The 24,078-nt window shown below is 37.6% G+C and carries 23 protein-coding genes, 1 pseudogene and 1 other annotated feature; of the genes and pseudogenes, 14 read left to right on the top strand and 10 right to left on the bottom strand.

Annotated features, from left to right (window positions below; genetic code table 11):
- Window positions 1–133 precede the first annotated feature (133 nt).
- Entirely contained in the window at window positions 134–1,108 is a 975-nt protein-coding gene (gene bioB, locus QA584_RS25640) for a biotin synthase BioB (protein ID WP_278271940.1), read from the top strand.
- A gap of 71 nt (window positions 1,109–1,179) precedes the next feature.
- Window positions 1,180–1,728, top strand: coding sequence for a biotin transporter BioY (locus QA584_RS25635; RefSeq protein ID WP_278271939.1), 549 nt, complete (start codon window positions 1,180–1,182; stop codon window positions 1,726–1,728).
- A gap of 334 nt (window positions 1,729–2,062) precedes the next feature.
- On the opposite strand, the gene QA584_RS25630 is transcribed toward QA584_RS25635, so the two are convergent.
- Complete coding sequence (locus QA584_RS25630; protein ID WP_278271938.1) at window positions 2,063–2,944, bottom strand: hypothetical protein; 882 nt, start codon at window positions 2,942–2,944, stop codon at window positions 2,063–2,065.
- A gap of 599 nt (window positions 2,945–3,543) precedes the next feature.
- Between QA584_RS25630 and QA584_RS25625 the strand changes: the two genes are divergently transcribed.
- Window positions 3,544–4,695, top strand: coding sequence for a methyl-accepting chemotaxis protein (locus QA584_RS25625; protein ID WP_278271937.1), 1,152 nt, complete (start codon window positions 3,544–3,546; stop codon window positions 4,693–4,695).
- Between the two features lie 17 nt (window positions 4,696–4,712).
- Here the strand turns inward: QA584_RS25625 and QA584_RS25620 are convergent, their stop codons facing one another.
- The 4 genes from QA584_RS25620 to QA584_RS25605 all read right to left on the bottom strand — a co-directional run bounded on the left by QA584_RS25620 (window position 4,713) and on the right by QA584_RS25605 (window position 9,859).
- Window positions 4,713–5,093: a helix-turn-helix domain-containing protein gene (locus QA584_RS25620; protein ID WP_278271936.1), complete on the bottom strand. Its 381-nt coding sequence runs from the start codon at window positions 5,091–5,093 to the stop codon at window positions 4,713–4,715.
- Between the two features lie 786 nt (window positions 5,094–5,879).
- Window positions 5,880–6,599, bottom strand: a complete 720-nt coding sequence (locus QA584_RS25615; protein WP_278271935.1) for a lysophospholipid acyltransferase family protein — start codon at window positions 6,597–6,599, stop codon at window positions 5,880–5,882.
- 69 nt (window positions 6,600–6,668) lie between these two features.
- Window positions 6,669–7,784 carry an RNA polymerase sigma factor RpoD gene (gene rpoD, locus QA584_RS25610; protein ID WP_278271934.1) on the bottom strand — a complete coding sequence of 372 codons (1,116 nt, stop codon included), beginning with the start codon at window positions 7,782–7,784 and terminating at the stop codon, window positions 6,669–6,671.
- Window positions 7,785–8,479: 695 nt separating this feature from the next.
- Window positions 8,480–9,859 (bottom strand): TrpB-like pyridoxal phosphate-dependent enzyme, encoded by a 1,380-nt coding sequence (locus QA584_RS25605; protein WP_278271933.1) that lies wholly within the window; start codon window positions 9,857–9,859, stop codon window positions 8,480–8,482.
- An 80-nt stretch (window positions 9,860–9,939) separates the two neighbouring features.
- Window positions 9,940–10,192: a binding site (T-box leader), on the bottom strand.
- Window positions 10,193–10,442: 250 nt separating this feature from the next.
- Here QA584_RS25605 and QA584_RS25600 point away from each other — a divergent pair.
- A complete protein-coding gene (locus QA584_RS25600; protein ID WP_278271932.1) occupies window positions 10,443–10,787 on the top strand; it encodes a phenylpyruvate tautomerase MIF-related protein in 345 nt (114 codons plus the stop codon).
- A 117-nt stretch (window positions 10,788–10,904) separates the two neighbouring features.
- On the opposite strand, the gene QA584_RS25595 is transcribed toward QA584_RS25600, so the two are convergent.
- On the bottom strand, window positions 10,905–11,480 hold the full coding sequence (locus tag QA584_RS25595) for an N-acetylmuramoyl-L-alanine amidase family protein (RefSeq protein ID WP_278271931.1): 576 nt from the start codon (window positions 11,478–11,480) through the stop codon (window positions 10,905–10,907).
- Between the two features lie 286 nt (window positions 11,481–11,766).
- On the opposite strand from QA584_RS25595, the gene QA584_RS25590 reads away from it, so the two are divergent.
- The 3 genes and pseudogenes from QA584_RS25590 (at window position 11,767) to QA584_RS28765 (ending at window position 13,576) form a co-directional block, all read left to right on the top strand.
- Complete coding sequence (locus tag QA584_RS25590; RefSeq protein ID WP_278271930.1) at window positions 11,767–12,132, top strand: DUF134 domain-containing protein; 366 nt, start codon at window positions 11,767–11,769, stop codon at window positions 12,130–12,132.
- Window positions 12,133–12,277: 145 nt separating this feature from the next.
- A pseudogene (locus QA584_RS25585) lies at window positions 12,278–13,117 on the top strand (P-loop NTPase); the annotation flags it as partial.
- A 12-nt stretch (window positions 13,118–13,129) separates the two neighbouring features.
- On the top strand, window positions 13,130–13,576 hold the full coding sequence (locus tag QA584_RS28765) for a NifB/NifX family molybdenum-iron cluster-binding protein (protein ID WP_334306038.1): 447 nt from the start codon (window positions 13,130–13,132) through the stop codon (window positions 13,574–13,576).
- Window positions 13,577–13,736: 160 nt separating this feature from the next.
- Here QA584_RS28765 and QA584_RS25580 read toward each other — a convergent pair whose 3' ends face one another.
- On the bottom strand, window positions 13,737–14,966 hold the full coding sequence (locus QA584_RS25580) for a DNA polymerase Y family protein (protein ID WP_278271928.1): 1,230 nt from the start codon (window positions 14,964–14,966) through the stop codon (window positions 13,737–13,739).
- A 303-nt stretch (window positions 14,967–15,269) separates the two neighbouring features.
- On the opposite strand from QA584_RS25580, the gene fba reads away from it, so the two are divergent.
- From fba to QA584_RS25555, 6 genes are all read left to right on the top strand, one after another.
- Entirely contained in the window at window positions 15,270–16,133 is an 864-nt protein-coding gene (gene fba, locus QA584_RS25575; protein ID WP_278271927.1) for a class II fructose-1,6-bisphosphate aldolase, read from the top strand.
- 445 nt (window positions 16,134–16,578) lie between these two features.
- A complete protein-coding gene (locus QA584_RS28655; RefSeq protein ID WP_331487757.1) occupies window positions 16,579–16,779 on the top strand; it encodes a hypothetical protein in 201 nt (66 codons plus the stop codon).
- On the top strand, window positions 16,776–17,042 hold the full coding sequence (locus tag QA584_RS28650) for an HIT family protein (protein WP_331487756.1): 267 nt from the start codon (window positions 16,776–16,778) through the stop codon (window positions 17,040–17,042). The genes QA584_RS28655 and QA584_RS28650 overlap by 4 nt, the downstream gene beginning before the upstream one ends.
- Before the next feature lie 111 nt (window positions 17,043–17,153).
- Window positions 17,154–18,437 (top strand): LysM peptidoglycan-binding domain-containing protein, encoded by a 1,284-nt coding sequence (locus QA584_RS25565; protein ID WP_278271926.1) that lies wholly within the window; start codon window positions 17,154–17,156, stop codon window positions 18,435–18,437.
- A 149-nt stretch (window positions 18,438–18,586) separates the two neighbouring features.
- Window positions 18,587–18,787, top strand: coding sequence for a hypothetical protein (locus tag QA584_RS25560; protein ID WP_278271925.1), 201 nt, complete (start codon window positions 18,587–18,589; stop codon window positions 18,785–18,787).
- Window positions 18,788–18,945: 158 nt separating this feature from the next.
- Window positions 18,946–19,410 (top strand): cupin domain-containing protein, encoded by a 465-nt coding sequence (locus tag QA584_RS25555; protein ID WP_278271924.1) that lies wholly within the window; start codon window positions 18,946–18,948, stop codon window positions 19,408–19,410.
- Window positions 19,411–19,649: 239 nt separating this feature from the next.
- Here QA584_RS25555 and QA584_RS25550 read toward each other — a convergent pair whose 3' ends face one another.
- Window positions 19,650–20,267 carry a LysE family translocator gene (locus tag QA584_RS25550; protein ID WP_278271923.1) on the bottom strand — a complete coding sequence of 206 codons (618 nt, stop codon included), beginning with the start codon at window positions 20,265–20,267 and terminating at the stop codon, window positions 19,650–19,652.
- A 102-nt stretch (window positions 20,268–20,369) separates the two neighbouring features.
- Window positions 20,370–20,786, bottom strand: coding sequence for a YjdF family protein (locus QA584_RS25545; protein ID WP_278271922.1), 417 nt, complete (start codon window positions 20,784–20,786; stop codon window positions 20,370–20,372).
- Between the two features lie 440 nt (window positions 20,787–21,226).
- On the opposite strand from QA584_RS25545, the gene QA584_RS25540 reads away from it, so the two are divergent.
- Entirely contained in the window at window positions 21,227–22,942 is a 1,716-nt protein-coding gene (locus QA584_RS25540; RefSeq protein ID WP_278271921.1) for a phospho-sugar mutase, read from the top strand.
- 124 nt (window positions 22,943–23,066) lie between these two features.
- On the opposite strand, the gene QA584_RS25535 is transcribed toward QA584_RS25540, so the two are convergent.
- On the bottom strand, window positions 23,067–24,062 hold the full coding sequence (locus QA584_RS25535) for an SPFH domain-containing protein (protein ID WP_278271920.1): 996 nt from the start codon (window positions 24,060–24,062) through the stop codon (window positions 23,067–23,069).
- Window positions 24,063–24,078 lie beyond the last annotated feature (16 nt).

Raw genomic sequence — 24,078 nt, 5'->3', positions numbered from 1 at the left:
ACAGTAGAATAGTTAAGCAGTAAGATAATCAGTAAGGCAATTTATAGATAAGATAAGAAAGCAGCAAGATCATTTAAAGTATGATAAAAGGAAATATGAAAATTTTCGATTACCTACAGTGAGGAGAAAAGGGATGCTAGAATTGGCAGATAAAATAATAAAGGGGCACCGTCTTACCAGGGAGGAGGATGTAACCGCATTTTTAACCGCAGATTTAAAAGAACTATGTGAGGGTGCCAATAAACTGCGGGAGCATTTTCATGGTAATAAAGCGGATTTGTGTGCCATTATAAATGGCAGAAGCGGTAATTGCAGTGAAGATTGTAAGTTCTGCGCCCAATCCGGACACCATAATACAGGAATAGAGGAATATGGTTTCCTTACCAGGGAGGTTATTTTAGAGGATTGTAAAAAGCATGAGGCGGAAGGCGTCCATAGGTATTCGATCGTAACTGCGGGCAGGTCGCTGTCAGGCACGGATTTAGATCAGGCCATAGCTGCCTATCAGGTTATGGAGGAGGAGTGTAATATTAATTTATGTGCTTCCCATGGATTACTGACAGAGGAGGCTTATACGGATTTAAAAGCAGCCGGAGTCTCAAGATATCATGAAAATATAGAGACGTCCAAAAGAAATTTTCCCAATATATGTACAACCCATACATATGAAGACAAAATAGAGGGTATCCGTTTGGCAAAAAAAGCCGGTTTGGAGGTTTGCTCCGGTGGTATTATTGGAATGGGAGAAACCTGGGAGGACCGGTTGGACATGGCATTTAGTCTATCAGAGTTAAAGGTGGATTCCATCCCGATTAATGCCCTTATGCCGATTAAAGGAACCCCCCTTGAGGACAATATAAGGGTAACGGAGGAAGAATTACTGCGGACCATAGCTATTTTCCGTTATATAAATCCCCAGGCAGATATCAGATTGGCGGCCGGTCGTGCAATTATGGACAATTCCGGGGAAAAGGCTTTTTTATCCGGTGCCAATGCTACCATTACCGGAAATATGCTTACTACCTCTGGTAATAATATAAAACAGGATATAAAAATGCTTGAAACACTGGGCTTTGACTTATCTAAACAACACGAAGAAACAAAATAACAGGAAAGGAATGCCGTACAAACAATATATGATGCGGCTTATTGCAGCAGGACTGCAATAATTAGGTACATATGAATACAAAAAAAATTACTACCAAAGAACTAACACTGATTGGTCTTATGACTGCCATCACCTGTATATTAGGTCCCCTCTCAATACCGCTGCCCTTTAGCGTGGTTCCAATCACGTTTACCAATCTGGCAATATACTTCACGGTATTTTTGCTTGGCTGGAAAAAAGGCACCATAAGTTATTTAATCTATCTGTTAATCGGCTTCGTAGGAGTACCCGTATTCTCAGGTTTTAGCGGCGGTCCGGGAAAACTTATGGGGCCAACAGGAGGATATCTGATTGGATTTATATTATTAGCTGTAATCAGCGGTTTATTTATCGAAAAATTCAAAGGTAAGCTTTATATGTATACCCTTGGCATGGTTCTAGGACTTTTAACCACTTATTTACTTGGAACTGCATGGTTGTCCTTTCAGCTGGAATTATCCTTTCAACAGGGACTTTTAATGGGGGTTATCCCATATATTCCGGGAGATATCTTAAAGATTGCGGCAGCGTTATTACTAGGACCGGTACTAAGGAAACATATAGCCGGAATTGTTGGGTAATTATCTGAAATAAAATATTAGCTGTATGTTATTTAAGATAGCATCTGATAAGCTTATAAATATTGAACATCTTATCTAATCCAGATGTAATGTTAAAAATAAAAAGACGAGGCTGTTACAAAATTGTAAGGTTTTTGAACTTGGGCTTAGAATGGGGATAATGTTTTTAGTAATTTAGTGTAAAGATTGCGCGAATGGGCGGCTGCATTCTCTTTCTTGCAGCCATTCGCGCATACTTTACACTAAATTTCTAAAAAACATTATCCCCATTCTCTCCCAAGTAATTTACTCTTTGAATTTTGCAACAGTCTCATCTTTTTCGCATTTAAAAATGTTACCCCACAGATTCCTCAAAGAACCTATAAGGAAGACGAATCTGTTTTAAGGAACAATTATTACTACCATAATCCAAATAGTAAAGAACCGGTGCTTCATTGCTTCTTTCATCATCGATTTCAACAATTACCTTGTTATTTACCTCTTTTAAAAAGGAGGAAGATATCTTAGTGATGTTTGTATCAAGCCTGTCTACTTCATCATTTATATCAGCAAGCATAAAGGATCCCTTTTGAAAACTAAGTATATTTAGCTCTGGAGCATTTAGATGCATTCCTCCAAATTGTAATATTACTTCCTTGATCCCATCCTGATTTACATCAATCACTTGCGGTTTACCCCAATTATGAAAAGAAAACCAACTATTGCTTGCCTCATCAAAAATTACATAGGTATATCCCAGAGTGGAAGAGCCTATACAAGAAACCAAATCAATAATCCTCCCATTGAAATTGAATTTGAGCTGTAATTTATGAATTTCAATTGAGTTAATATCATGAGCATATCCTAAATAAGTTAACATATACTTTTTACTTTTATGTTTAAAAACTCCGAAGATATTATTATCTTTGTCTGAATATAATGTGATGTTAATTTGACTTTTACTTGCATTACCCAATCGTTCACTCTTTAATTCATTGAGAAATTCAAAGTCACCAGCCTGTTCAATACGATCAAGTTTAACTTTACTTAAGGATAATTTTATTGTGTCTGGCAGATTATAATTCTGGACCTGATCCTCTGACTGATTATTCTTAGTAACTATTTGATTTATATTACTTTGCATAGTAACTACAAATCTATTATTTCCGGCAGCTATATTACCACCTTCGTTTATAAAAAAAGAAATCAGCCCAAATACCATTAACAGAAATTTCATTATACACCTCTTTCAATACACAATTCCACGGTGATGGATTTAGTCTTACCATATAACAGCTTTTTGTTAACCTCCGGGAATATCTATATAATAGAGCAGTTTCATAATAGAGCAGTTTCATAATAGAGCAGCTTCACTGACAACTGCTATCAGTGAAGAAATTTTAATTTAATACTATTTCATTTTTTGTATTTCGTCAAGGATTCTAACACAATTACTACACCTTGATAATTCCATTGCCATTCTTTTGTATCAAGATTTTTGTATTATGCAATTTTTCCAACATCCCATCTCATATGCCAGGGCTTGGTAATCCGGTAATGTAATAACAAAAAGATGAATGAAACATGCGTCAATGCACATTGACCTCTTGACAACCTGCGCAACTGCATATATAATGGTAAACGAATACAAAAACTAACAAAAAATGATATTATGTAACAAATAATGTAAGAGAATTACGTTATGATATAAGGTAAAGATCAAAGGAAATGTCATTAAATTCATTAACGTAAATATCAATATTTTCATTATATTAGCGGTTGCTCAAAGACCCTTAACAGAAGTTTTAACAGCAGCTATGAGATGGAGGATAAGCAATGATTCATATGTCGGGATTAGAAGAATGTAAGTTTATGATAGAAACTCTTACCGAGCTGGTACAAGGAGGGATTCTGTTTGCTGTTATTGAAGGCGATACGGTTACATGGCAGAAAAAGTCCAGGACCTTTGCATTGGATATATTAAAGTTAGGTGATCAGTTGGAACAGGATTCCACTACCATAAAAGCAATTCGTGAAAAGAAAGTTTTAGTTCAGAACATTCCCCGCAGTGTATACGGTGTAAGACTTAAGGTATCATCGCTGCCAATACTTAACAGTGACGGAGAAGCTTATGGAGCCTTACTTATCGCAGTGCCTCATTTACATCCGGTAGCTGCTTCCTTTTATGATTTCGCCCCGATTCTGACAGAGATGTTTAATGAAGGAGCCTTTCTTTACCTGACAGATCTTCAAAAAATAGCGTATTGTCAGAATTCCAACAAATTTCAGATGCCTATGTTCCCGGTGGGTTATGAGTTAACCCAAGAAGATGTAGCATATAAGGTGATACAATCTAAAACTCCGATGACTGCAGAACTGGATGAAGCAAAGTATGGTGTGCCTGTTTTTACAGCCAATTATCCTCTTTTTGATGAGGAGAACGGAACAGATCTTGTAGCTACCTTAGGAATTATCATGCCTAAGGAGAATGCAGCCGTACTCCGCGGTATGTCAGTCAATCTAGAAAACAGCCTTACCGGAATATCCTCTGCCATACAGCAGCTTGCAGCTTCAGCCACAGAAATCCATTCCAATGAACAGGTACTAAATGGAATAATCAAAGACATTGCCGGTATCTCCGATGAAATCAATTCGGTAACCAAATTTATTAAAGTAATAGCAGACCAGACCAAAATGCTTGGATTAAATGCCTCCATTGAGGCTGCCAGAGCAGGCGAAGCCGGTAAAGGCTTTGCAGTTGTTGCGGATGAAATCCGAAAATTATCTGATCAGTCTAAAAGTACAGTGCCAATCATTAATAAACTCACGGACACTATAAAACAAAAAGTAGAAGAGGCAGGCATTAAAAGCAGCGATTCTTTAAGTGCAAGCCAGGAACAGGCGGCTGCTACAGAAGAGATTACTTCCAGTATTGAAGAGATTACTAGTATGTCGACAGAATTATCAAGACTCGCTCTTAATGTATAGAGGGTAGGACTTCATCATCAATTAGTCTGCATATCTTTTTGATATAGGATAAATTTTACAAATCTGATTACTTCGTGTTTTTCATTGTCGTTTAGATTCTGATACAGTTTATAAAATTCCCCTAACAAAGGGTCAGTTTGCAGAGACTTTTCAAAGGTCAGGGCTGCTTCAAGGAGCAGTTCGTGACAGGGAGGCGAAGAGACTCCCGTAAGTAACCATTCCACACTGGTATTCAGATTTTTGGCAATCAGATATAAAATATCTGCCTGCGGCACGGCATCTTTATTTTCAATTCTGCCTATATTGGTAGGATGTATGCCTGACAAACTGCCTAGTTGGGCTTGGGTCAAGCCTTTTTTAACTCGTAATTCTTTCACTCTGCTGCCTATAGAAGACATATTAATACCCCATGTATAAATGATTGGGAAAAATCACCATACATATTCCTTTCTAATAATAGTAGTAACCTTTTTATCCTTCGTATTATGTATATTCTAATGATTCGTAAAGTTTTGCTTTTTATACGGTTAATTATATAAAAACGGTTAACAAATCTCTCACAAGATGTAACAAACTGACCGGGAGGAAGTGTGCGTTACATAGAAACGTGATAGCAAAATGCACCTTAGAAGTAATATGAGACAGGATTTATATAATCCGGTTTTGGGTAGATGTTCCCTGGTATAATAAGAGTTTACTGACTATTCCGACATTTAGGGTTAATTGGTAGTTTATACACGGTAAGAGGTACCTTATTATATAATAAGTTGTGGTACCTGTTTTCTGTATTGTCTGTAATTCTACACACTACTTCGTCAAAATTCATTAAAATTCAGTCATATTAATAAATAAACTGGTAAAAAAGGTAATTAAATATTAACAAATTTAGGATAAATTTTCTATAGGTAATTATAAAACTTAATTATAAAATAAGGTAATTTAAGAAAAAAAGTGTCTGTGATGGGGAGCTAAAGCCTCCAAAATAGCTAAAGCCCCAAAAATGGCTAAAGCCCCAAAAATGGCTAAAGCCAAAAAAATGGCTAAGGCTTTATGCCTTAACCATTATAAGTATAACTGATTTTATATTGATAAGTAGTTGAGTTAGCGGCTAAGTTAAAAGTTCAACTTTCTGTCAGGATGTTCTTTGATGCAGCATCGCAAACAATAACGTAGATGCTTTACTTTCAAGCTGGAATCGTTTCAAACTCATTTATAGTTTTTTCAATTCTGGCTGCAACCAATTCCGCTATTTCACCGGATTTCATACCTTGATAATCCTCATAGTAAAGTGGTTCTAAGTAATGAATCTGAACCGTTAATTTTGCAATGGAATGGGTGTCAAAGCTCTTATAAGAATCAATTATGGCGATTGGGACAATCGGAGCTTTAGCGTTCATAGCGCATTTAAAACTGCCGCCTTTAAATTCCTGTATCTGATTCTGGTTCTTAGATCTGGTACCTTCGGGAAATATTAAGTAATTACGACCTTCCTTAACCTCCTTGGTTACCTCCATCATAACCTTCATGGATTGTCTGACGTCTTCTCTGTCAATAAATTTGGATCTGAGAATAACAAAAATCTGTTTTATGAAAAATACATTCTCAACCTCTTTCTTTGACACCGTTGCAAAGGGGCGTTCATGAGTCTCAAGTAAAATTAATGCATCGAACATACCCTGGTGATTGGAATACATAACATAACCATTCTCCTTAGGCAGATTATCAAGACCATAACATTGAATCGTAACCCGGCCTCTGCGATTGGCTTTTTTAGTCAGCCGGTATAAAAGCGCGTATCCGGTTGTTTCATCATATTTGTCAATATCTGCGTATCGAAATATTTTATATAACCAAAAGGGCAGTTCCAAAAGACTTCTTATAACCATCAATATAATACGTTCCATAGTGTGTCCTCCATGGGTATAACCACAATAACAGTGCTTATACTTGATATTTTATAATTCCAAGAATTCTTACATGATGTCATAGCCTTTTAGCATTCTTGCGCGGCTTGGATGTCTTAATTTTCGTAGTGCTTTTGCTTCAATCTGTCTGATACGTTCACGGGTTACGTTAAATTCCTTACCTACCTCTTCCAAGGTTCTGGTCCTTCCGTCCTTAAGACCGAATCTTAATATTAATACCCGCTGTTCCCGCTCAGTTAAGGTCTCTAATAATTTTGAGATCTGATCCTGAAGCACGGAATAAGATGCTGCATCCTCCGGTCCCATAATGGAATCATCTTTGATAAAATCGCCAAGATGGCTGTCGTCTTCTTCACCAATGGGGGTATCAAGAGAAATAGGGTCCGCGGAAACCTTAAGGATTTCCCTCACTTTTTCAATGGGAAGTTTCATGGCATCTGCAATTTCCTGCTCGGAAGGTTCTCTTCCTAATTCCTGTAAAAGGCTTCTGGATACGCGGTAAGTCTTATTAATAACCTCAGACATATGTACCGGTATACGAATGGTACGTGACTGATCTGCGATGGATCTGGTAATCGCCTGTCGAATCCACCAGGTAGCATAAGTACTGAATTTATATCCTTTATTATAATCAAATTTATCAACAGCTTTAATAAGACCTAAATTACCTTCCTGAATTAAATCCAGAAAAGATAAGCCTCTGCCGACATAACGTTTTGCTATACTGACAACCAGACGAAGATTCGATTCAGCCAGTACTCTTTTTGCATTGGCATCGCCTTCTTCGATTTTTTTTGCAAGTTCAATTTCTTCGGCTACGGATAAAAGAGGATAACTTCCGATTTCTTTTAAATACAATTTAACCGGGTCATCAGACATGGTACCGATCATGGAAAAATCTTCAAAATCTAAAAGAGCAGCCTCATCACTGTCTTCCAAATCCATAATAATCTCATCATCCGGTTCATCCTCTTCAATGGGATTCAGGATAACAATATTATGTGCTTCCAGATACTCATATATTTTATCAATTTGCCTGACATCCAGGTTCATCTCTTTAAAAAAGTCGTTGACTTTACCCACATCAACAACACCTTTATTGTCATTGGCATAGGATAATAATTCTCTTAATTTCTCTTCAAAGTTATGTGCTACTTCGCTCATTTTATTCCTCCATGGGTCTGGTTGCTTTTAATGTACAATAAAAAAAGAAACTATTTACAAAATTAAGAGTCCCTTTTTCATAGTATGATTATCTTAGGGACATTTCATGCAAAAATATTTAGTAAATAAGTTTCCTGGGACGATATTATCACCAAATATCATTATAGCACAGGCTGTCCTAGAAGAAAAGCAGATTTTTTAATTTCGACATAATTCGGATAGTGCATCAGACATACTTATAAATATGAGGATTTATGCATTAAGATGAAAACATAATAGAATAAAGTATTTAAACCTCGTCAATAAGTATTTATGAAACACCGCATAATCCTGCTTACAATTTAGGCACTTGAAGTAATTTTATTAAGAGTTTTTTGTTATCAAACAGCGAAATCTACGAAAATTATCATATACTATATGAAAGTATCTTACAGAATAAAATATGAATATAGAAAGTAAAATAGTCATGAATTCATGAATCAGGGTGACATAATGTGAGAAAATAGTAACTTGATGAAAAATAGGTATGAATTACTACAATTTTTTCAGGCTGTTGCAGATAGATATCAGAGATATATTTGATATCTATCTGGTAAATAAATTGGGACAAAGTTACTTAAAAACGTATTGCTATCTCAGACCGATGTCCATAATAGAGATTTTATTCCGCAACAGCCTCCATCAAAAATAATAAGTTAAGCCTTTAATCCAGGAATTATAGGCAATTGGGAAAATCCCATTGCCAGGTCACTGTCGGTGGGAATATAATCCGTCATAGTGCCTTCCAGATAAGCGGTATAAGCCATCATATCGAAATAACCGGTACCGGTAAGACCGAAAAGAATGGTTTTTGCTTCACCGGTTTCTTTGCAGGTTAAGGCTTCATCAATTGCAGCCCGTATGGCATGGGCAGACTCCGGAGCCGGCAGGATGGTCTCTTGTTTTGCAAAAAGACAAGCGGCCTCAAATACCTTGGTCTGTTCTACAGCCACAGCCTCCATATATCCGTCATGATATAATTTAGAAAGAATCGGAGACATGCCATGGTATCTTAAACCGCCGGCATGGTTGGCGGAGGGGATGAAACTAGAGCCTAAGGTATACATTCTGGCCATAGGTGTGACTTTACCGGTATCGCAGAAATCATAAGCATATTTGCCTCGGGTAAAGGAGGGACAGGAGGCCGGTTCTACGGCTACAATTCGGGGATTTGCCTTACCCAGTAATTTATCCTGCATAAAAGGAGCAATTAACCCGCCAAGGTTGGAACCGCCCCCGGCACAGCCAATTACAATATCCGGGTATTCATCTAAAAGTTCCATAGCAGTTTTGGTCTCTAGACCGATAATTGATTGATGAAGGAGTACCTGATTTAATACGGAACCCAGTACATAACGGCAGCCTTCTGTGGTAACGGCCTTTTCCACAGCTTCCGAGATAGCACACCCAAGGCTTCCGCCGGTATTCGGGGATTTTTCTAATATCTTTCGCCCTGCCTCTGTGGTGGCACTTGGACTTGGAATGATAGCTGCATCAAAGGTCTTTATAATGGATTTGCGGAAGGGCTTTTGTTCATAGGAGCATTTGACCATATAAACCGTAAGGGGAATGTTAAAATAGGAGCAGGCTTCTGCCAGGGCGGTACCCCATTGACCGGCGCCGGTTTCTGTCGTTAGGCTTTTAAGACCCTGCTCTTTGGCATAATAAGCCTGTGCAACGGCAGAGTTTAGCTTATGGCTTCCGGAGGTATTGTTCCCTTCGAATTTATAATAGATTTTAGCAGGTGTCCCCAGGGCTTTTTCTAAATTATAGGCACGGATTAAAGGTGAGGGTCGGTACATCTTATAAAAGTCCTGTATTTCATCCGGAATATCTACATACCTTGTGACTCCATCCATTTCCTGATGGGCAAGTTCTTTACAAAATACAGGGTATAAATCTTCCTCGGTGGCGGGCTTAAAAGTTCCTGGGTTTAACATGGGATCCGGCTGTTCCTTCATATCAGCTCTTAGATTATACCAACTGGTGGGCATCTGGTCCTCCGTAAGATAAAGTCTGTGTGGAATTTTTGCCATAACTTAAGTTCTCCTTTCGATTCATTAATGCATGTTTATAAGTAAATGGGTATAAAAAAAGACTCTTGCCTCAGTAAATTTACTGGGACAAAAGTCTGTATATCCTTCTGCGGTACCACCCTGTTTGGTGAAAAATCACCCACTTATTCCATATACCTAGAATATATGCTCCCAGGATAACGGGTGGAGATCCCGTCGGGCATTACTTGGTCTTTGACCTTTCTTCCCAACCTCTTAAGCCCATTCGGTCTGCCCTCTATTACCTTACTTCCACCACTGTAAGGTTCTCTGAAAATGTAAGACAAACGTACTCTTCTTAATCAACGGTTTATTTATAATTATTCATGAATTATCTTATAGTATAATTAGAATATTTTTCATTGTCAATATAAAATTTGTAATATTCGTAAAGTTTATTAAAAATTTCTGCCGAATTGGAAAAAATCTTGTAATTATCCTATAAATAACTTGACAAATGGGATAACTAACAATAAATTATATAGTATATTAAATTTATTCCAGATCAGTTAGAAACTGGGCCTAACGAAGGAATGGAAGGTTAGTAACTTTTAGGAGGTAAGACATGCCATATATTAATACACAGACCAATGTAACTATAACAAAAGGTAAAGAACTGGATATAAAGAAAAAGTTAGGAAAGGCAATAGAATTAATCCCCGGTAAAAGTGAAAATTGGCTTATGGTTTCCTTTGAAGATCAATGCTCTATGTATTTTAAAGGGGAAGGTGATTTTGGTATTGCATTTGTAGAAGTGAAATTGTTTGGAAAAGCTGATTCCGATTCCTATAACAAACTTACTACTGTCATAACTAAAATATTGGAGGAAGAACTGGATATTAGTCCGGATCATATCTATGTAAAATATGAAGAAGTAAGTAACTGGGGCTGGAACGGAAGTAATTTTTAGAGCCAGTAACACAACAGACAAAGAGATTATTTCAAAAGATCCCTGAGCCGGCAGTTGGAGAATTAATTGCCTCTCAGGGATTTTTTTGTCTGATTGTCACTGCTGTCATAAAGCGCCTTATCCTAAAACAGAAAATCCAAAGTAATCTAACAATCCCTGATAAATACCATAAGCAAAATCATATTGCCGCGAACCTAATTTTTGAGCATCCTCATAATTGGTAATATAGGCAAGCTCTACTAAAACAGCAGGCATATTAGTCCGCCGTAATACATATAAAGAAGGATTAATCCGGACACCGTTATTTCTTGTTCCCACCCGGTTAACGATGGCAGGCAGTATTCGTTCTGCCAGGTAATAGGATTGGGTATAATTCTGGAAGACATAACATTCTGTTCCGTTGATGGCGGGATTATCATTTGCATTACAATGGATACTAATAAAATAATTAGCCGGCCAGGAGTTAGCCAGCCTTACCCTTTCTGCTAAACTGGTGGTATTGCTGTAACCTAAAACCTGCTCCGGTGTTGTCCTTGATGTGCGGGCTTCAAATCTGGGGTCATCATTCAGAATATTAGCCAGGTACATGCCGACCTGGTAAGTGATATCCTGTTCCCTAAGACCAAAACCCTCAGCTCCGGCATTGAAGCCGCTGGGGTTATGTCCCTGATCTATAAATATTCGTATAGGCAAAGTTATAAAACTCCTTAAGGATTTTATTAACATAATATTCAGATAGATTTATTCTGACACAAGATAATAATGTACTATGTTCACATAGATCTCAGCTGGCTTTTAACAGTTTGAGAAAATGAGTAACATAAAGGAGGTTATTAATATTTTTAGCTTAACTATTGACAAAAAATTATCAGGTAGTATAATTTAATTTGTGCATATGCACAATATAAATAAAAGATAGAGTTTATGTTAAGTTATAGTAGCAAGCAGCTGGATACTGGTGCCGGAAAGGAGATGCTTTATGCCAAGAAATGCAAAATGCAGGAAAGTTTGTGCGGAGTTTGAACATAAAGTATTTACGCCGGAAGAAGGCGGGCAGGGGTATATTATACTCAGTGTAGACGAATTGGAAGCCCTCCGCCTTTGTGATTTTGAAAATCTGGAGCAGGAGGATGCTGCTCAGAAAATGGGTGTCTCCCGAGGGACTTTTCAAAGAATTCTTTACTCTGGAAGGCATAAGTCCGTGGAAGCACTATGTGAAGGGAAAGGTGTATTGATACAGGGTGGCAATTATGAAATTACGGAGATGGACCTGCCCTGCAACTGCGGTTGTAAACGTTGTAAAAAGGTTTTGAACCAAAAACCGAGTGAATACAAAGCCGAGTGAAATTCAAAGCTAAGTAAAATTCAAAATTGAGTAAAACACTAAGAGGAAATAACAATATCCAGTTATGCCAAAGTCTGGTAAACCACAGCCGGGTAGACCACAGAAGTAAGAGAATATGTGTTAATAAGAATAGGAGAATAAAGATATGAGTGAAACGTATGAATCACAAAGCAGCTGTTCTAGTGACTGTTCAAGCTGTCAAACAGAATGTTCCTCAAGGAAATCTTCCAAGGAAGATTTTTTAGCCCCCCTTAATCCTTATAGTAAGGTGAAAAAGGTAATTGGAATTGTAAGCGGTAAAGGAGGCGTGGGCAAATCCTTTATTACGTCTTATCTTTCCGTATTGATGAACCAAAAAGGCTACAATATCGGTATTTTGGATGCGGATATAACCGGACCGTCTATTCCGAAAGCATTTGGTATCCACAGCAAAGCAGCCGGCAATGAGCTTGGAATTTTACCGGCAGTAAGTGAAAACGGTGTTAAGATTATGTCGGTTAACTTATTGTTGGAAACCGAAGATACTCCGGTGATTTGGAGAGGTCCAGTGATTGCAGGAACCGTAAAACAATTCTGGTCTGAGGTGCTTTGGGAAGATATTGACTATATGTTTGTGGATATGCCTCCCGGAACCGGAGATGTTCCGCTTACCGTATTTCAGTCCTTGCCGGTGGACGGACTTATTATAGTAGCATCCCCTCAGGAACTGGTATCCATGATTGTATCAAAGGCAGTTAATATGGCTAATGCCATGGATATTCCTATTCTGGGTCTTATTGAAAATTATAGTTATATCAAGTGCGGTAATTGCGGAGAAAAGATTAGTGTATTTGGTACCAGCCACATCGACGAAATTGCCAATAAATATGATTTGCCGGTCCTTGCCAAAGTTCCCATTGATCCGGCAATTGCTGCAGCTATTGACGGTGAGCGTATTGAGGAGTTAAAGGGTGACTGGCTTGATCTCGCAGCAGAAACTATTGAGATTGTACATGAAGTGGAAGGGGCAGCAGCAATAAAGGCTTCAAAGGAAGTAACTGCAGCCCAAGAAAAGGCTGCGACCATTAAAATTGCAGTTACGGTGGATGATGAGAATACTGTATTCGGTCATTTTGGAAGATCAGAACAGTTCAACATCTATGAAATACGAGGGAAAGAATTAATAAGCAAATCTGTTTTAAAAAGTAATGGCAGCGGACATTCTGAATTGGTAGAGCTCCTAAGTGGTGAAAAGGTCAATGTGGTAATATGCGGTGGTATTGGCATGGGAGCCATGGAAGGACTTATGGATGCAGGTATTCTGGTAATACCGGGAGCAGAAGGTGATGCAGATGTAGTAACAGCAGCTTACTTAGACGGAAGCCTTGCGGAAGGAAAAGGTCAGTGTGATCATCATGGACAAAACCATGAAGAGTGCAGCGGAGACTGCCAATGTCATGACTAACAACAAAGGATTAACTTGAAGAAATAAGAAGTCTCTTATCTACGTCAGGTAAAATAAATTATAAAAGTAAGGGTCTGTTGCAAATCAAAGACTAAATTGCAACAGACCCTTTAACTAATTTTATTCTGCGCCTAAGAATATCTTCCTGCTTGTAGCATAACTACTTCATCTGAGCATTATTTGATGACTGGCTTTTCTCAGGTTCCATAAACCTGGCCCGCTTGACGGAATCGCTGCCGAACCGGCTTCGAATACTGTCAAGGGCTTTATCCAGTTTTTCTAATTTTTCATTTCTGGACATATCGAATAGATTCATTTGAGTATATTCTTCTGTAGTAAGCTTCGTAACCCGGATACCAAGCAGCCGAAGTGGAGTACCATTCCAGCACTCCTTTAACAGGCGGAAGGCAGTTTCTTGTAGGGTGTTGGCAGTATTAGTCGGTGATAATAGGGTGGTCTGGTGGGTCTGATGATTAAAATCACAGTCCGTAAGTTCTACCGTAATACAGCTCCCTTTTACTTCACTGGTACGAAGTCTTGCAGCCACAGTTTCACTTAAAGATAACAGCACCAGCTTTGCAGTATCAAGATCGGTAACATCCCGGGATAAAGTTGTACTGCTGCCGATTCCTTTGTTCGGGGACTCAGCTGATTCCACAAGGTCATTATTAATTCCGTGGGCATATTGATAAATAAGCTGTCCATGTTTATTTCCAATATGTGTCTTTAATATACCAAGATCCATTTTGGCTATATCGCCTATGGTACAAAGTCCTAAACCGCGAAGAATCTTACTGGTGGACCTGCCTACGAAAAAAAGCTCCTCCAGAGGCAAAGGCCACATCTTAGCCGGAACTTCATCCGGAAAAAGCGTATGGATCAGATCTGGCTTTTGAAAATCCGAGGCCATCTTTGCCAGCAGCTTATTCGAGGAAATACCAATATTCACAGTAAATCCCAGTTCGTTCTTAATCCGGTTCTTTATAATTTGGGCGGCATTCAGGGGTGAGTCAAAATGAATACAGGCACCGGTCATATCAAGAAAAGCTTCATCTATGGAAAAAGGTTCAATATCCGGCGTGTATTCAGACAGGAGGTTCAAAAGGCTTTGGGAACACTGTTCGTATAGCGCATGATTGGGAGGAACCAGGACAAGTTCCGGACATTTTTGCAGAGCCTGAACAATCGGTTCTCCGGTTTGCACCTTATATTTTTTTGCCGGAGTGGATTTGGCGAGGATGATTCCATGACGTTTAGAACTGTCACCGCCAACAGCCGAAGGAATCGAGCGTAAATCCAGTGTTTCGCCTAACACATTCATGCGGTAAACAGCTTCCCAGCTTAAAAATGCGGAATTTACATCCACATGAAATATAATTTTTTCCTGCAAAAAAATCCCTCCTCTCCTATAGATGTTTAATTGCTTCAAGGTTATGAGCAAAATTGTTAACCATATTATCTAATAACATTTTACTGCATAGATCCGTTATTATCAACAGATTTTCACCTTCCATGAAACCTGAGGAACAGGGGATGATAATATAGGTGTCCATGAACATAGGTTATTGATAAAATTATAACAAAAAAAAGTTTTAATGGAATTTTTATTTCTTTTTCTTTGAAAATAGGTTATAATAACAAAAAGTTGTGATACAGCTTATACGATAAAATAGAAGAAGATGGAGGTAGATTTATGTTAGTATCAGCGAAAGAAATGCTTAACAAAGCAAAAGCAGGCCACTATGCAGTGGGCCAATTTAATATTAATAATCTTGAATGGACGAAAGCAGTATTATTAACAGCCCAGGAATTAAACTCACCGGTAATCCTTGGTGTATCCGAAGGCGCTGGAAAATATATGTGTGGTTATAAGACTGTAGTTGGTATGGTAAATGGAATGCTGGAAGAATTAAAAATTACCGTGCCTGTTGCTCTGCATCTTGACCACGGCAGCTATGATGGTGCATTAAAGTGTATCGAAGCAGGATTTTCATCCATTATGTTTGACGGATCACATTATCCTATTGAAGAAAATATTGATAAAACCACTGAATTAGTTAAAATCTGTGCAGAAAAAGGTTTATCCATAGAAGCAGAAGTTGGTTCCATTGGTGGAGAAGAAGACGGCGTGATAGGTGCCGGTGAAGTTGCAGATCCTAAGGAATGTAAGGCTATTGCTGATCTTGGTGTAACCATGCTTGCCGCCGGTATCGGTAATATCCATGGTAAATATCCGGAAAACTGGGCAGGTTTAAGCTTTGACACCTTGGATGCTATTCAGCAATTAACGAAAGACATGCCTTTAGTTCTTCACGGCGGTACTGGAATTCCGGAAGACATGATTAAAAAAGCGATTTCCCTTGGAGTTGCTAAAATCAATGTTAATACAGAATGCCAATTATCCTTTGCAGAAGGTACACGTAAGTATATTGAAGAAGGCAAGGATTTAACCGGCAAAGGTTTTGACCCTCGTAAGCTTTTAGCTCCTGGAACAGAAGCAATTAAAGCTACCGTTAAAGAAAAAATGGAATTATTCGGTTCCGTTGGAAAAGCTTAAATTTATAAACATAGCAATTAATCACTTTGTGAATTAAAGTGAATAAATCGCTCTGAAATGATGTGGGCTTGTATATACCTATGAATTATTTTTTTCGTTGTTTTGCAGTTACGCTAATCGGTATGTCATAACATAATGACAGCAATCAGGTTAGTTGACAGATATCAAATAAGTTGATAAATATCAAACAAGTGATAAATATCAAATAGTTGATAAATGTCAGATAAATTGATAGATGTCAGACAGACAATAGAGGTGATAGTGGATAAGACGATTCATTATTTAACTGATATATTGATTGATAAACTAACTGCTGCAATAAACGAAAAAGAGGATTTTCATAGCTATTTACAAGCCCACATTTTTTATAGAATTTTGAATACGCTTACTGGGGAGAGGTATTTATGTGCTAGATAAAACCGCGAAAATTAAGGAAGGTAAAATTATGAGCTGCTTCATATGTGAAAGAATTGAAATGATAAAAGACGGAACAAATCCATATTTCGTAACAGAACTTGAAACAGGATATGTGGTATTGGGAGATTACCAGAGATATAAAGGTTATACATGCTTTCTAAGTAAACTACATGTTACGGAACTTCATTTTATGACTAAGGAATACAGAATAAACACTTGGAAGAAATGAGTATAGTATCGGAAGCAGTATATAATGCATTTCAAGCTGATAAGATGAATCATGCCATGCTTGGAAATCTGGATAGCCATGTACATTGGCACCTGATTCCAAGAGTAGAGGGAGATACACCTGTAAAAGCTCCGATATGGAGATTACCCGATGAGGAGTTATTTCATGATTCCTATCGTCCTGGAAGGGAAGAATTAAATGAGATGATAATTAGTTTAAAAACAGAAATAAGCAGATTAAACGCCAAAAATATTATAGAATAGGCAAATGAGAGTTTTAAATGCATTATCAAATCATCTTAAAGTAGTCTTAGAATGAATTATAATTTCAGACATATATTTAAAGTAAGCATATGTTTGGAATCGAGGATTCGTATGGTAATTCATGTTGTGCAGCAGGGAGAAACGTTAGAGTCCATCGCTGATTATTATGGAATACCCGTAACCAGATTGAGAGTAGATAATGGTCTGAGAGAAAATCAAGGTTTAGTTATAGGACAGTCAATCGTTATAGCGGTTCCGGAGGTTGTCTATACGGTTAAAGATGGGGATACCTTAACTAAGATCGCAGAAGTTTTTCAAGTTTCGGTAATGCAGCTGTTACAGAATAATCCGTTTTTAGCCGATAGAGAATATATATATCCTGGGGAAGAAATTGTAATTAGTTACCCACATAGGGGAAGTGTAACTATACACGGTAATACCAACCCCAATATTGATTCTGGAATTTTAAGAAAGACCCTGCCTTATTTAACCTATCTTTCAATTTTGAATTATACAGCAACCAAAGAGGGTGAAATAATAACCTATTTTGATGATACCCAGGTGGTAGAAATTGCAAAGGAATATGGAGTAATGCCCCTTTTATTACTAACTACCTTGACGATTCGAGGTGAAGCTAATATCGGTATTGAATATGATTTGCTGTTGAATAGTAATTATCAAAACAGATATATTGACAATCTGTTAGTCATTATTAAACAGAAGGGATACCAGGGCGTTAACATCTCATTTCAGTATATAAATGTATCCAATATATACTGGTACAACACGTTTTTTAAACTTATATCCGACCGTTTGAACAGCGAAGGATTTTATGTTTTTATTACAATAAACCCTAATTTCAGTAATATCACCGGTGAAGTTGACTTTGAACGAGTGGATTATTCGATACTAAATGAATATGCCCAAAACATCATATTTATGAGTTATCAGTGGGCTACCAACATTAACCCTCCATCACCAATCAGTTCGATATATAAAATGGATGTATTCTTAAGTTATGTTGATACCTTCATATCACCGGATAAAATAATTATTGGTATTCCAACGATCGGCTATAAATGGGAACTGCCATTTTTGCCAGGATTCTCAAGTATTAATGCTATATCCTTTGAAGGGGCAGTTGAGCTGGCGGAAGTACATGGTGCTGTGATTCAATTTGATGAACTGTCCCAGACCCCGTATTACATTTATTACGAAAATAAAGTACAATACATAGTTTGGTTTATAGATTCACGCAGTATTAATGCTTTACTTGAGCTGGTAGTTAAATATGGATTACATGGTTCCGGAATCTGGAATATAACCCTTTACAACCCTCAACTTTGGTTGGTAATAACTTCTCAATTTGATATTGTGAAAGTTAATATGCAATAATGCTTCTATCATTTCTGCACCTGCAGGGGCTGTAATTTTTGCGTCTGCAGAGAAATGCAGGGCAATTTTTTTGATGGACAACCAAACTGTATATTAAACTATTAAAATGACGTTTGAAATAAAGAAAATTGGATAGGAGAAGTATATACATGGTGATAGAGGTTATGAGATACATAGGGATATTTTATTATTGGACATGGTTTATATGGCCTTTTGTGTTTGTATTTTCCTTGGCTAAGGGTATAGCACTGAAAGTCAATAAAGAAGAGTCGGCAGATCAGTACATTCTCGCTGCAGCCATATCCTTCTTAATTATATTAGCCGGGATTACAACTCCAAACTTTAAATAGATATAGAAATTAGTAATATGACCATTAGGAAAATCAGTAAGTAATAAGCCTGTTATTATGGAGGACATTGTGAAAACTGAATACCCTTCTATATATGAGAATATAGCAGAAACTTTCTTATTTAAATAATTTATATTAAATAGGGCAGGAGGAAAATAATGAAAAGAATCGGTAACATCAATGAGATTTCTGACGAATTTATATGGAAAGACAGAATCGGGCTCATAACGAAAGAATTAGGAACTTCAACAGGCAGTCAAAAGCTGTATGTCAACATGGACAGCGTTCCCCCAAAGGGCTATAGTACGAAATACCATAGCCATTCCCAACAGGAAGAATTCTTCTATATCATTTCAGGTAATGGAATTCTTCGCCTGAATAATAAGGAGACAGCAGTTAGCCAAGGTGATTTCTTATCCAAACCGGCAGGTGAAAATATAGCCCATACATTCTATAATTCCGGAGAAGAACCACTGGTTATCCTTGATATAGGAACGAAAGAAAAAGAAGATACCTGTTATTATCCTGATGAGGATATTTATTTACATAAGTCAAATGGGAAAAATAATGCCTTTAGAGGAACCTCTTTTTTAAAGGAATGGGTATCGGATCCCAATGAATAACATAAACCCTCATACTAAACTTACGGGCAGGAACTATGGTTCTGTTACCTGTAATAAATATTATTACAGGTATTTTATGCTTTGTAGACGCTTATAGTTGCCATAAGAAATATCTTAAAGGGAATAAGATTTAATGCAAACCTTAGAATCATTACCAAGTATCTTAAAATCACCCTTGGAGTTTAATATACCTCAAGGCTCATATAAGGGTGAGATGAAGTTCTATAAGCAGTACAGTTTTAACTTTTCCTGTAAAAGGTCCGGATACCAAAAAATACTAAGAGAATACCCACCAAGATATTTAAAAAATTAACGGCGGTTGTATTTAAATACGAATTTAATAAACTGCCGGTAAAAGCCACTGCCGACAGAAAAACCAAAGTAGAGAGCAAGGCACCAAGACCAAAGCCATACATAGTTTTCCTGTCCCTGTCACCTTCTGAGAGTTTCGTTGAAAATACTCCTGCCCAGAATAATATGGTCAATGGATTGGATAAAGTCAATAAAAGAGTTTTTAAGAATATATTATTAAGGGTATCTGCTTCCTTAAAACTCAGACCAGGAAGAAAATTGAGGTCAAATACACCGGCTATAGTACTGAGACCAAATACAAGGAGTACCAATCCTCCAAAAAGCCTGAGAGTCGTCTTTGCCCTGCTGTTTTTATTCAGTAAGGTACCAATTCCTAATATGGCAGCCAGTATGTACAACCCGTCAATTAATGTGACTCCAAGGACTCCTGTCATGGCGGTATAAAAGCCGGATACAGAAGCTGTTTGAAAGATAAAAAAGCAAATTGGTCCTACGGCGATCTGAAGCAGTAAGCCGAAGCGGAATCCTTTCAGTAATATATGCATAATAACTCCTATCTTGAAAAACCGCTGTAATCTTTGCAGGTTACATCCAGTTGTGGACGCTGAGAAAAGTATGGTTTATCACTTTTGATAACTTAGTGGCAGTTATCTACCCTTATGTTTTTCTTTTCTCTTGCGTTGTTTGAGCTCAAATTGACGATTATTTTCAGCTTCTTTTCTCTCTCGTTTTTTTTTTGCCCGATTGTGTTTAGCCAAAGTCTGCTGCAATTTGAGTGACTGTTGTGATTTGGTGCCAACCCCCATATGGTCAAGCTGCCGTTTTATGGCTCTTTGCATACGTTTGGGATTGGTACATACTTTGATTACGGTGTCCTCGGTAGCTGGGCTGAATTCTAACTTTTGCCAGTTCTTAAGTATATATTCCTGAATTTCATAATCTTTTGGTTCTGTCCCAAAGGTGATTTTACATACAGTTAACCACCCATTCGTCCTGCGTTCACAGATACCGATAAAAAATGGATCTTCAAAAAATACACGTAAAGCTACTGATACTTTGTCCATAATATTCCTCCTTAAAATAAAATGAACAAAGAACGGACAACCAAGGAGGCAGGTTACTGATAGCTTACGCTACGCCTGGACTACCAACCAGACTGTGTTTTTATCTTTGTCTTCTCATTATAATCAGAACTTTCATGATTTACAAGATTTTTCTAATTCATAAAACCTCAAAAGTGCAATGAAAATTTATATTATTTGTATAACAGGAACGTAAGATAATTTAAATCAATCAGAAATACATTGTTAACAACCTATAGAACGATATATTTCCCTAAGACTAAGACTAACGGATTGTTAAGCAGGTGCTGACAGGCAAATAGAGTCGTTGATTATTCCGAATATAATAGGTATTTTCATAATAGTTTAAAAAATGCATTGCAAGATATGATGAAATTCAGTAAAATGTATAATAATAAGACAGATTGAAAGGAGATAAGATTTTGGATTATTTAGAGAAATATAAACAATGGACAACAGATGAGTATTTTGACGCAGCAACCAGACAGGAATTAAAGGATTTATCAGATAATGATGTAGAAATTAAGGATCGTTTTTATAAAGATTTGGAATTTGGAACAGGAGGTCTTCGCGGCGTATTAGGTGCCGGAAGTAACCGAATGAATTTATATACGGTAAGAAAAGCAACCCAGGGTCTGGCTAATTACATTATTAAGCAGGGCGGTGCCGCGAAAGGGGTTGCTATTGCATATGATTCCAGAAGAATGTCTCCGGAATTTGCTTCTGATGCAGCTCTTTGCTTAAATGCCAATGGTATTAAATCCTATGTATTTGAAGCCTTAAGACCCACTCCGGAATTATCCTTTACGGTAAGGGAATTAGGCTGTATTGCCGGTATCGTAATTACTGCCAGCCATAATCCGGCAGAATACAATGGTTATAAGGTATACTGGGAAGATGGTGCCCAGATTACTTATCCCAAGGATGAGGAGATTATAACAGAAGTAAATACCATTACCGACTATGCGTCAGTAAAAACAATGGACAAGGAAACCGCTGAAGGAAAAGGCTTATATAATGTAATCGGAAGTGAAATTGATGATAAATATATAGCAGAACTTAAAAAACTGGTAGTAAATCCTGTTGCCGATAGCTGCAAAGATATGAAAATTGTCTACACTCCTCTTAACGGAACCGGTAATCTTCCGGTCAGACGTATTTTAAAAGAGCTGGGCTTTACTAATGTATATGTAGTTCCAGAACAGGAGATGCCGGATTCTAACTTTACAACAGTTGGTTACCCCAATCCCGAAGACCCGAAAGTATTCACTCTTGCGAAAAAACTGGCAGATGAAGTGGGTGCAGATTTAATTATGGCTACAGACCCGGATGCAGACAGACTTGGAGTGCAGGTACGTAACGAGCAGGGCGAATTTGTATTATTGACCGGTAATATGTCCGGTTCCTTAATAGCAGAGTATGTATTTTCCCAGAAAGCAGAACACCATACCTTACCATCTAATGCAGCATTAGTTAAGACAATAGTAACTGGAAATATGTCAGACCAGATTGCAAAATACTATGGTGCGGATCTGATTGAAGTTTTAACCGGCTTTAAATACATTGGTGAACAGATTAAATTATATAAAGAAACCGGTTCTCATGAATATGTTTTTGGCTTTGAAGAAAGTTATGGCTGTTTAATCGGAACTCATTCCAGAGATAAAGATGCGGTTGTGGCAGTTATGGCTTTATGCGAAGCAGCAGCTTATTATAAGCAAAAGGGTATTACACTGTATCAGCAGATGAACCACCTGTTTGAAAAATACGGATATTTTAAAGAAGATTTAGTATCTGTTACCCTAAAAGGTATTGAAGGAATGCAGAAAATCAAAGAGATTATGGGCAATTACCGAAAGAATCCTCCAGTTGCAGCCGGTGGTTACAAGGTGCTAAAATTCAGGGATTATGAAGCAGATACCATAACCGATCTGTCTACTGGAACAGTGACAAAAACCGGATTGCCAAACTCTGACGTATTATATTTTGAACTGGAAGAAGATGCCTGGTGTGCAGTCAGACCCTCTGGAACAGAACCTAAGATTAAATTTTACTTTGGTGTAAAAGGTTCAAATCTGGAAGACGCACAGGATAAGCTGAATAAATTGGTTCAGGATCCGGTCTTTAAAGTACAATAAATAATTAAGACTGAATAAAGTTATTAAATATGCCCAATCATTCAATAATTGAAGGAAACATATATCCTGCAATTACAGTTTGATTGGGCATTCTTTAAATAAAACGATTCAAAAGTTATTCAGCTTATACTAATTTCTGACCGCAGTTCGGACAGAAATTGGCATCTCCGGTTTTCTGACCGCAGTTTGGACAGAAATTAGGTTTTGTACCATTGCTTACAAATTGGTTACCGGGTTGACCGGAAGTATTAGGTTGTTTCGCATTCTGATCCATACTCTGGTTCATATTCTGCATCATCTGATTGGCAATATTCATACCCATCATCATGCCTGTCATATCAGAAGCAAAGCCGCCGCTGTTTACCCGGCCTTTTGATATACCGTCTGTCATAATAACCTGCTGGTATTTGCCGAGATCGCCAATCATACTGGTGGAAGCGCTTCTGGTAATCATCTCCTGGATTTCCTCCGGATAGGTAAAGCTCATTATGTTAAAGCCGGCAATGGTAAGACCTGTATCAAATAGCTGCATATCCAAATCGGTCTTTATGCCGGTGCTGATATCAAAAGAATTGGCCTGGAGGTTAAACATATCCTTGCCTTCCTTAACAATCCACTTCATTAATAATTGATCTAACAGGGAAGAAATACGAAGCTTTACATCTTCAACCAGATAGCTGTCTTTTACACCTGCTATTTTATCTATTAATTTAATATAATCATTTACTCTGAAATTAAAGGTACCATTTGCCCGGATTGGAAGACCTCCCGGCAGCTGTGGGGTAGGAATATTAATTGCGCTCCTGGTGCCCCATTTTACCGTGAATTCTTTGGTATTAATAAATAATACTTCCGCCCGCATACCGCTGTTAAACCCAAAACGAAACCCTTTTAAGGTAGAAAGGAAAGGTATAATGTCGGATTCAATATCATAATCTCCGTCATCTTTAAAGATTCCCTCTATTTTACCGTTAAATAAAAATACAGCATCCTGACCCGGACGTATAATTAATTTACTGCCTTTTTTAATTTCTGAGTTATGCCATTTATAGAAGATCATATCTTCCCTAAACTCTTCCCATTCAATTACATTGGATAATTGTCCTGTAAAAAATCCCATCGTTTCCTACTTCCTT

It is taken from the genome of Anaerocolumna sp. AGMB13025 (assembly GCF_029689925.1).
In the GTDB taxonomy this organism is placed as follows: Bacteria; Bacillota; Clostridia; order Lachnospirales; family Lachnospiraceae; genus Anaerocolumna.
This window is presented reverse-complemented; position numbering and strand designations above follow the sequence as displayed.

Excerpts from the sequence above, each read along its gene's own strand:
- bioB (WP_278271940.1), top strand. The coding sequence starts at position 134 with ATGCTAGAATTGGCAGATAAAATAATAAAGGGGCACCGTCTTACCAGG.
- QA584_RS25630 (WP_278271938.1), bottom strand. The coding sequence starts at position 2,944 with ATGAAATTTCTGTTAATGGTATTTGGGCTGATTTCTTTTTTTATAAAC.
- QA584_RS25550 (WP_278271923.1), bottom strand. The coding sequence starts at position 20,267 with ATGCATATATTACTGAAAGGATTCCGCTTCGGCTTACTGCTTCAGATC.
- fba (WP_278271927.1), top strand. The coding sequence starts at position 15,270 with ATGTTAGTATCAGCGAAAGAAATGCTTAACAAAGCAAAAGCAGGCCAC.
- QA584_RS25620 (WP_278271936.1), bottom strand. The coding sequence starts at position 5,093 with ATGTCTTCTATAGGCAGCAGAGTGAAAGAATTACGAGTTAAAAAAGGC.
- QA584_RS25635 (WP_278271939.1), top strand. The coding sequence starts at position 1,180 with ATGAATACAAAAAAAATTACTACCAAAGAACTAACACTGATTGGTCTT.
- QA584_RS25625 (WP_278271937.1), top strand. The coding sequence starts at position 3,544 with ATGATTCATATGTCGGGATTAGAAGAATGTAAGTTTATGATAGAAACT.
- QA584_RS25545 (WP_278271922.1), bottom strand. The coding sequence starts at position 20,786 with ATGGACAAAGTATCAGTAGCTTTACGTGTATTTTTTGAAGATCCATTT.
- QA584_RS25600 (WP_278271932.1), top strand. The coding sequence starts at position 10,443 with ATGCCATATATTAATACACAGACCAATGTAACTATAACAAAAGGTAAA.
- QA584_RS25590 (WP_278271930.1), top strand. The coding sequence starts at position 11,767 with ATGCCAAGAAATGCAAAATGCAGGAAAGTTTGTGCGGAGTTTGAACAT.
- QA584_RS25615 (WP_278271935.1), bottom strand. The coding sequence starts at position 6,599 with ATGGAACGTATTATATTGATGGTTATAAGAAGTCTTTTGGAACTGCCC.
- QA584_RS25535 (WP_278271920.1), bottom strand. The coding sequence starts at position 24,062 with ATGGGATTTTTTACAGGACAATTATCCAATGTAATTGAATGGGAAGAG.
- QA584_RS28650 (WP_331487756.1), top strand. The coding sequence starts at position 16,776 with ATGAGTATAGTATCGGAAGCAGTATATAATGCATTTCAAGCTGATAAG.
- QA584_RS25605 (WP_278271933.1), bottom strand. The coding sequence starts at position 9,859 with ATGGCAAAAATTCCACACAGACTTTATCTTACGGAGGACCAGATGCCC.
- QA584_RS25555 (WP_278271924.1), top strand. The coding sequence starts at position 18,946 with ATGAAAAGAATCGGTAACATCAATGAGATTTCTGACGAATTTATATGG.
- QA584_RS25560 (WP_278271925.1), top strand. The coding sequence starts at position 18,587 with ATGGTGATAGAGGTTATGAGATACATAGGGATATTTTATTATTGGACA.
- rpoD (WP_278271934.1), bottom strand. The coding sequence starts at position 7,784 with ATGAGCGAAGTAGCACATAACTTTGAAGAGAAATTAAGAGAATTATTA.
- QA584_RS25565 (WP_278271926.1), top strand. The coding sequence starts at position 17,154 with ATGGTAATTCATGTTGTGCAGCAGGGAGAAACGTTAGAGTCCATCGCT.
- QA584_RS28655 (WP_331487757.1), top strand. The coding sequence starts at position 16,579 with ATGAGCTGCTTCATATGTGAAAGAATTGAAATGATAAAAGACGGAACA.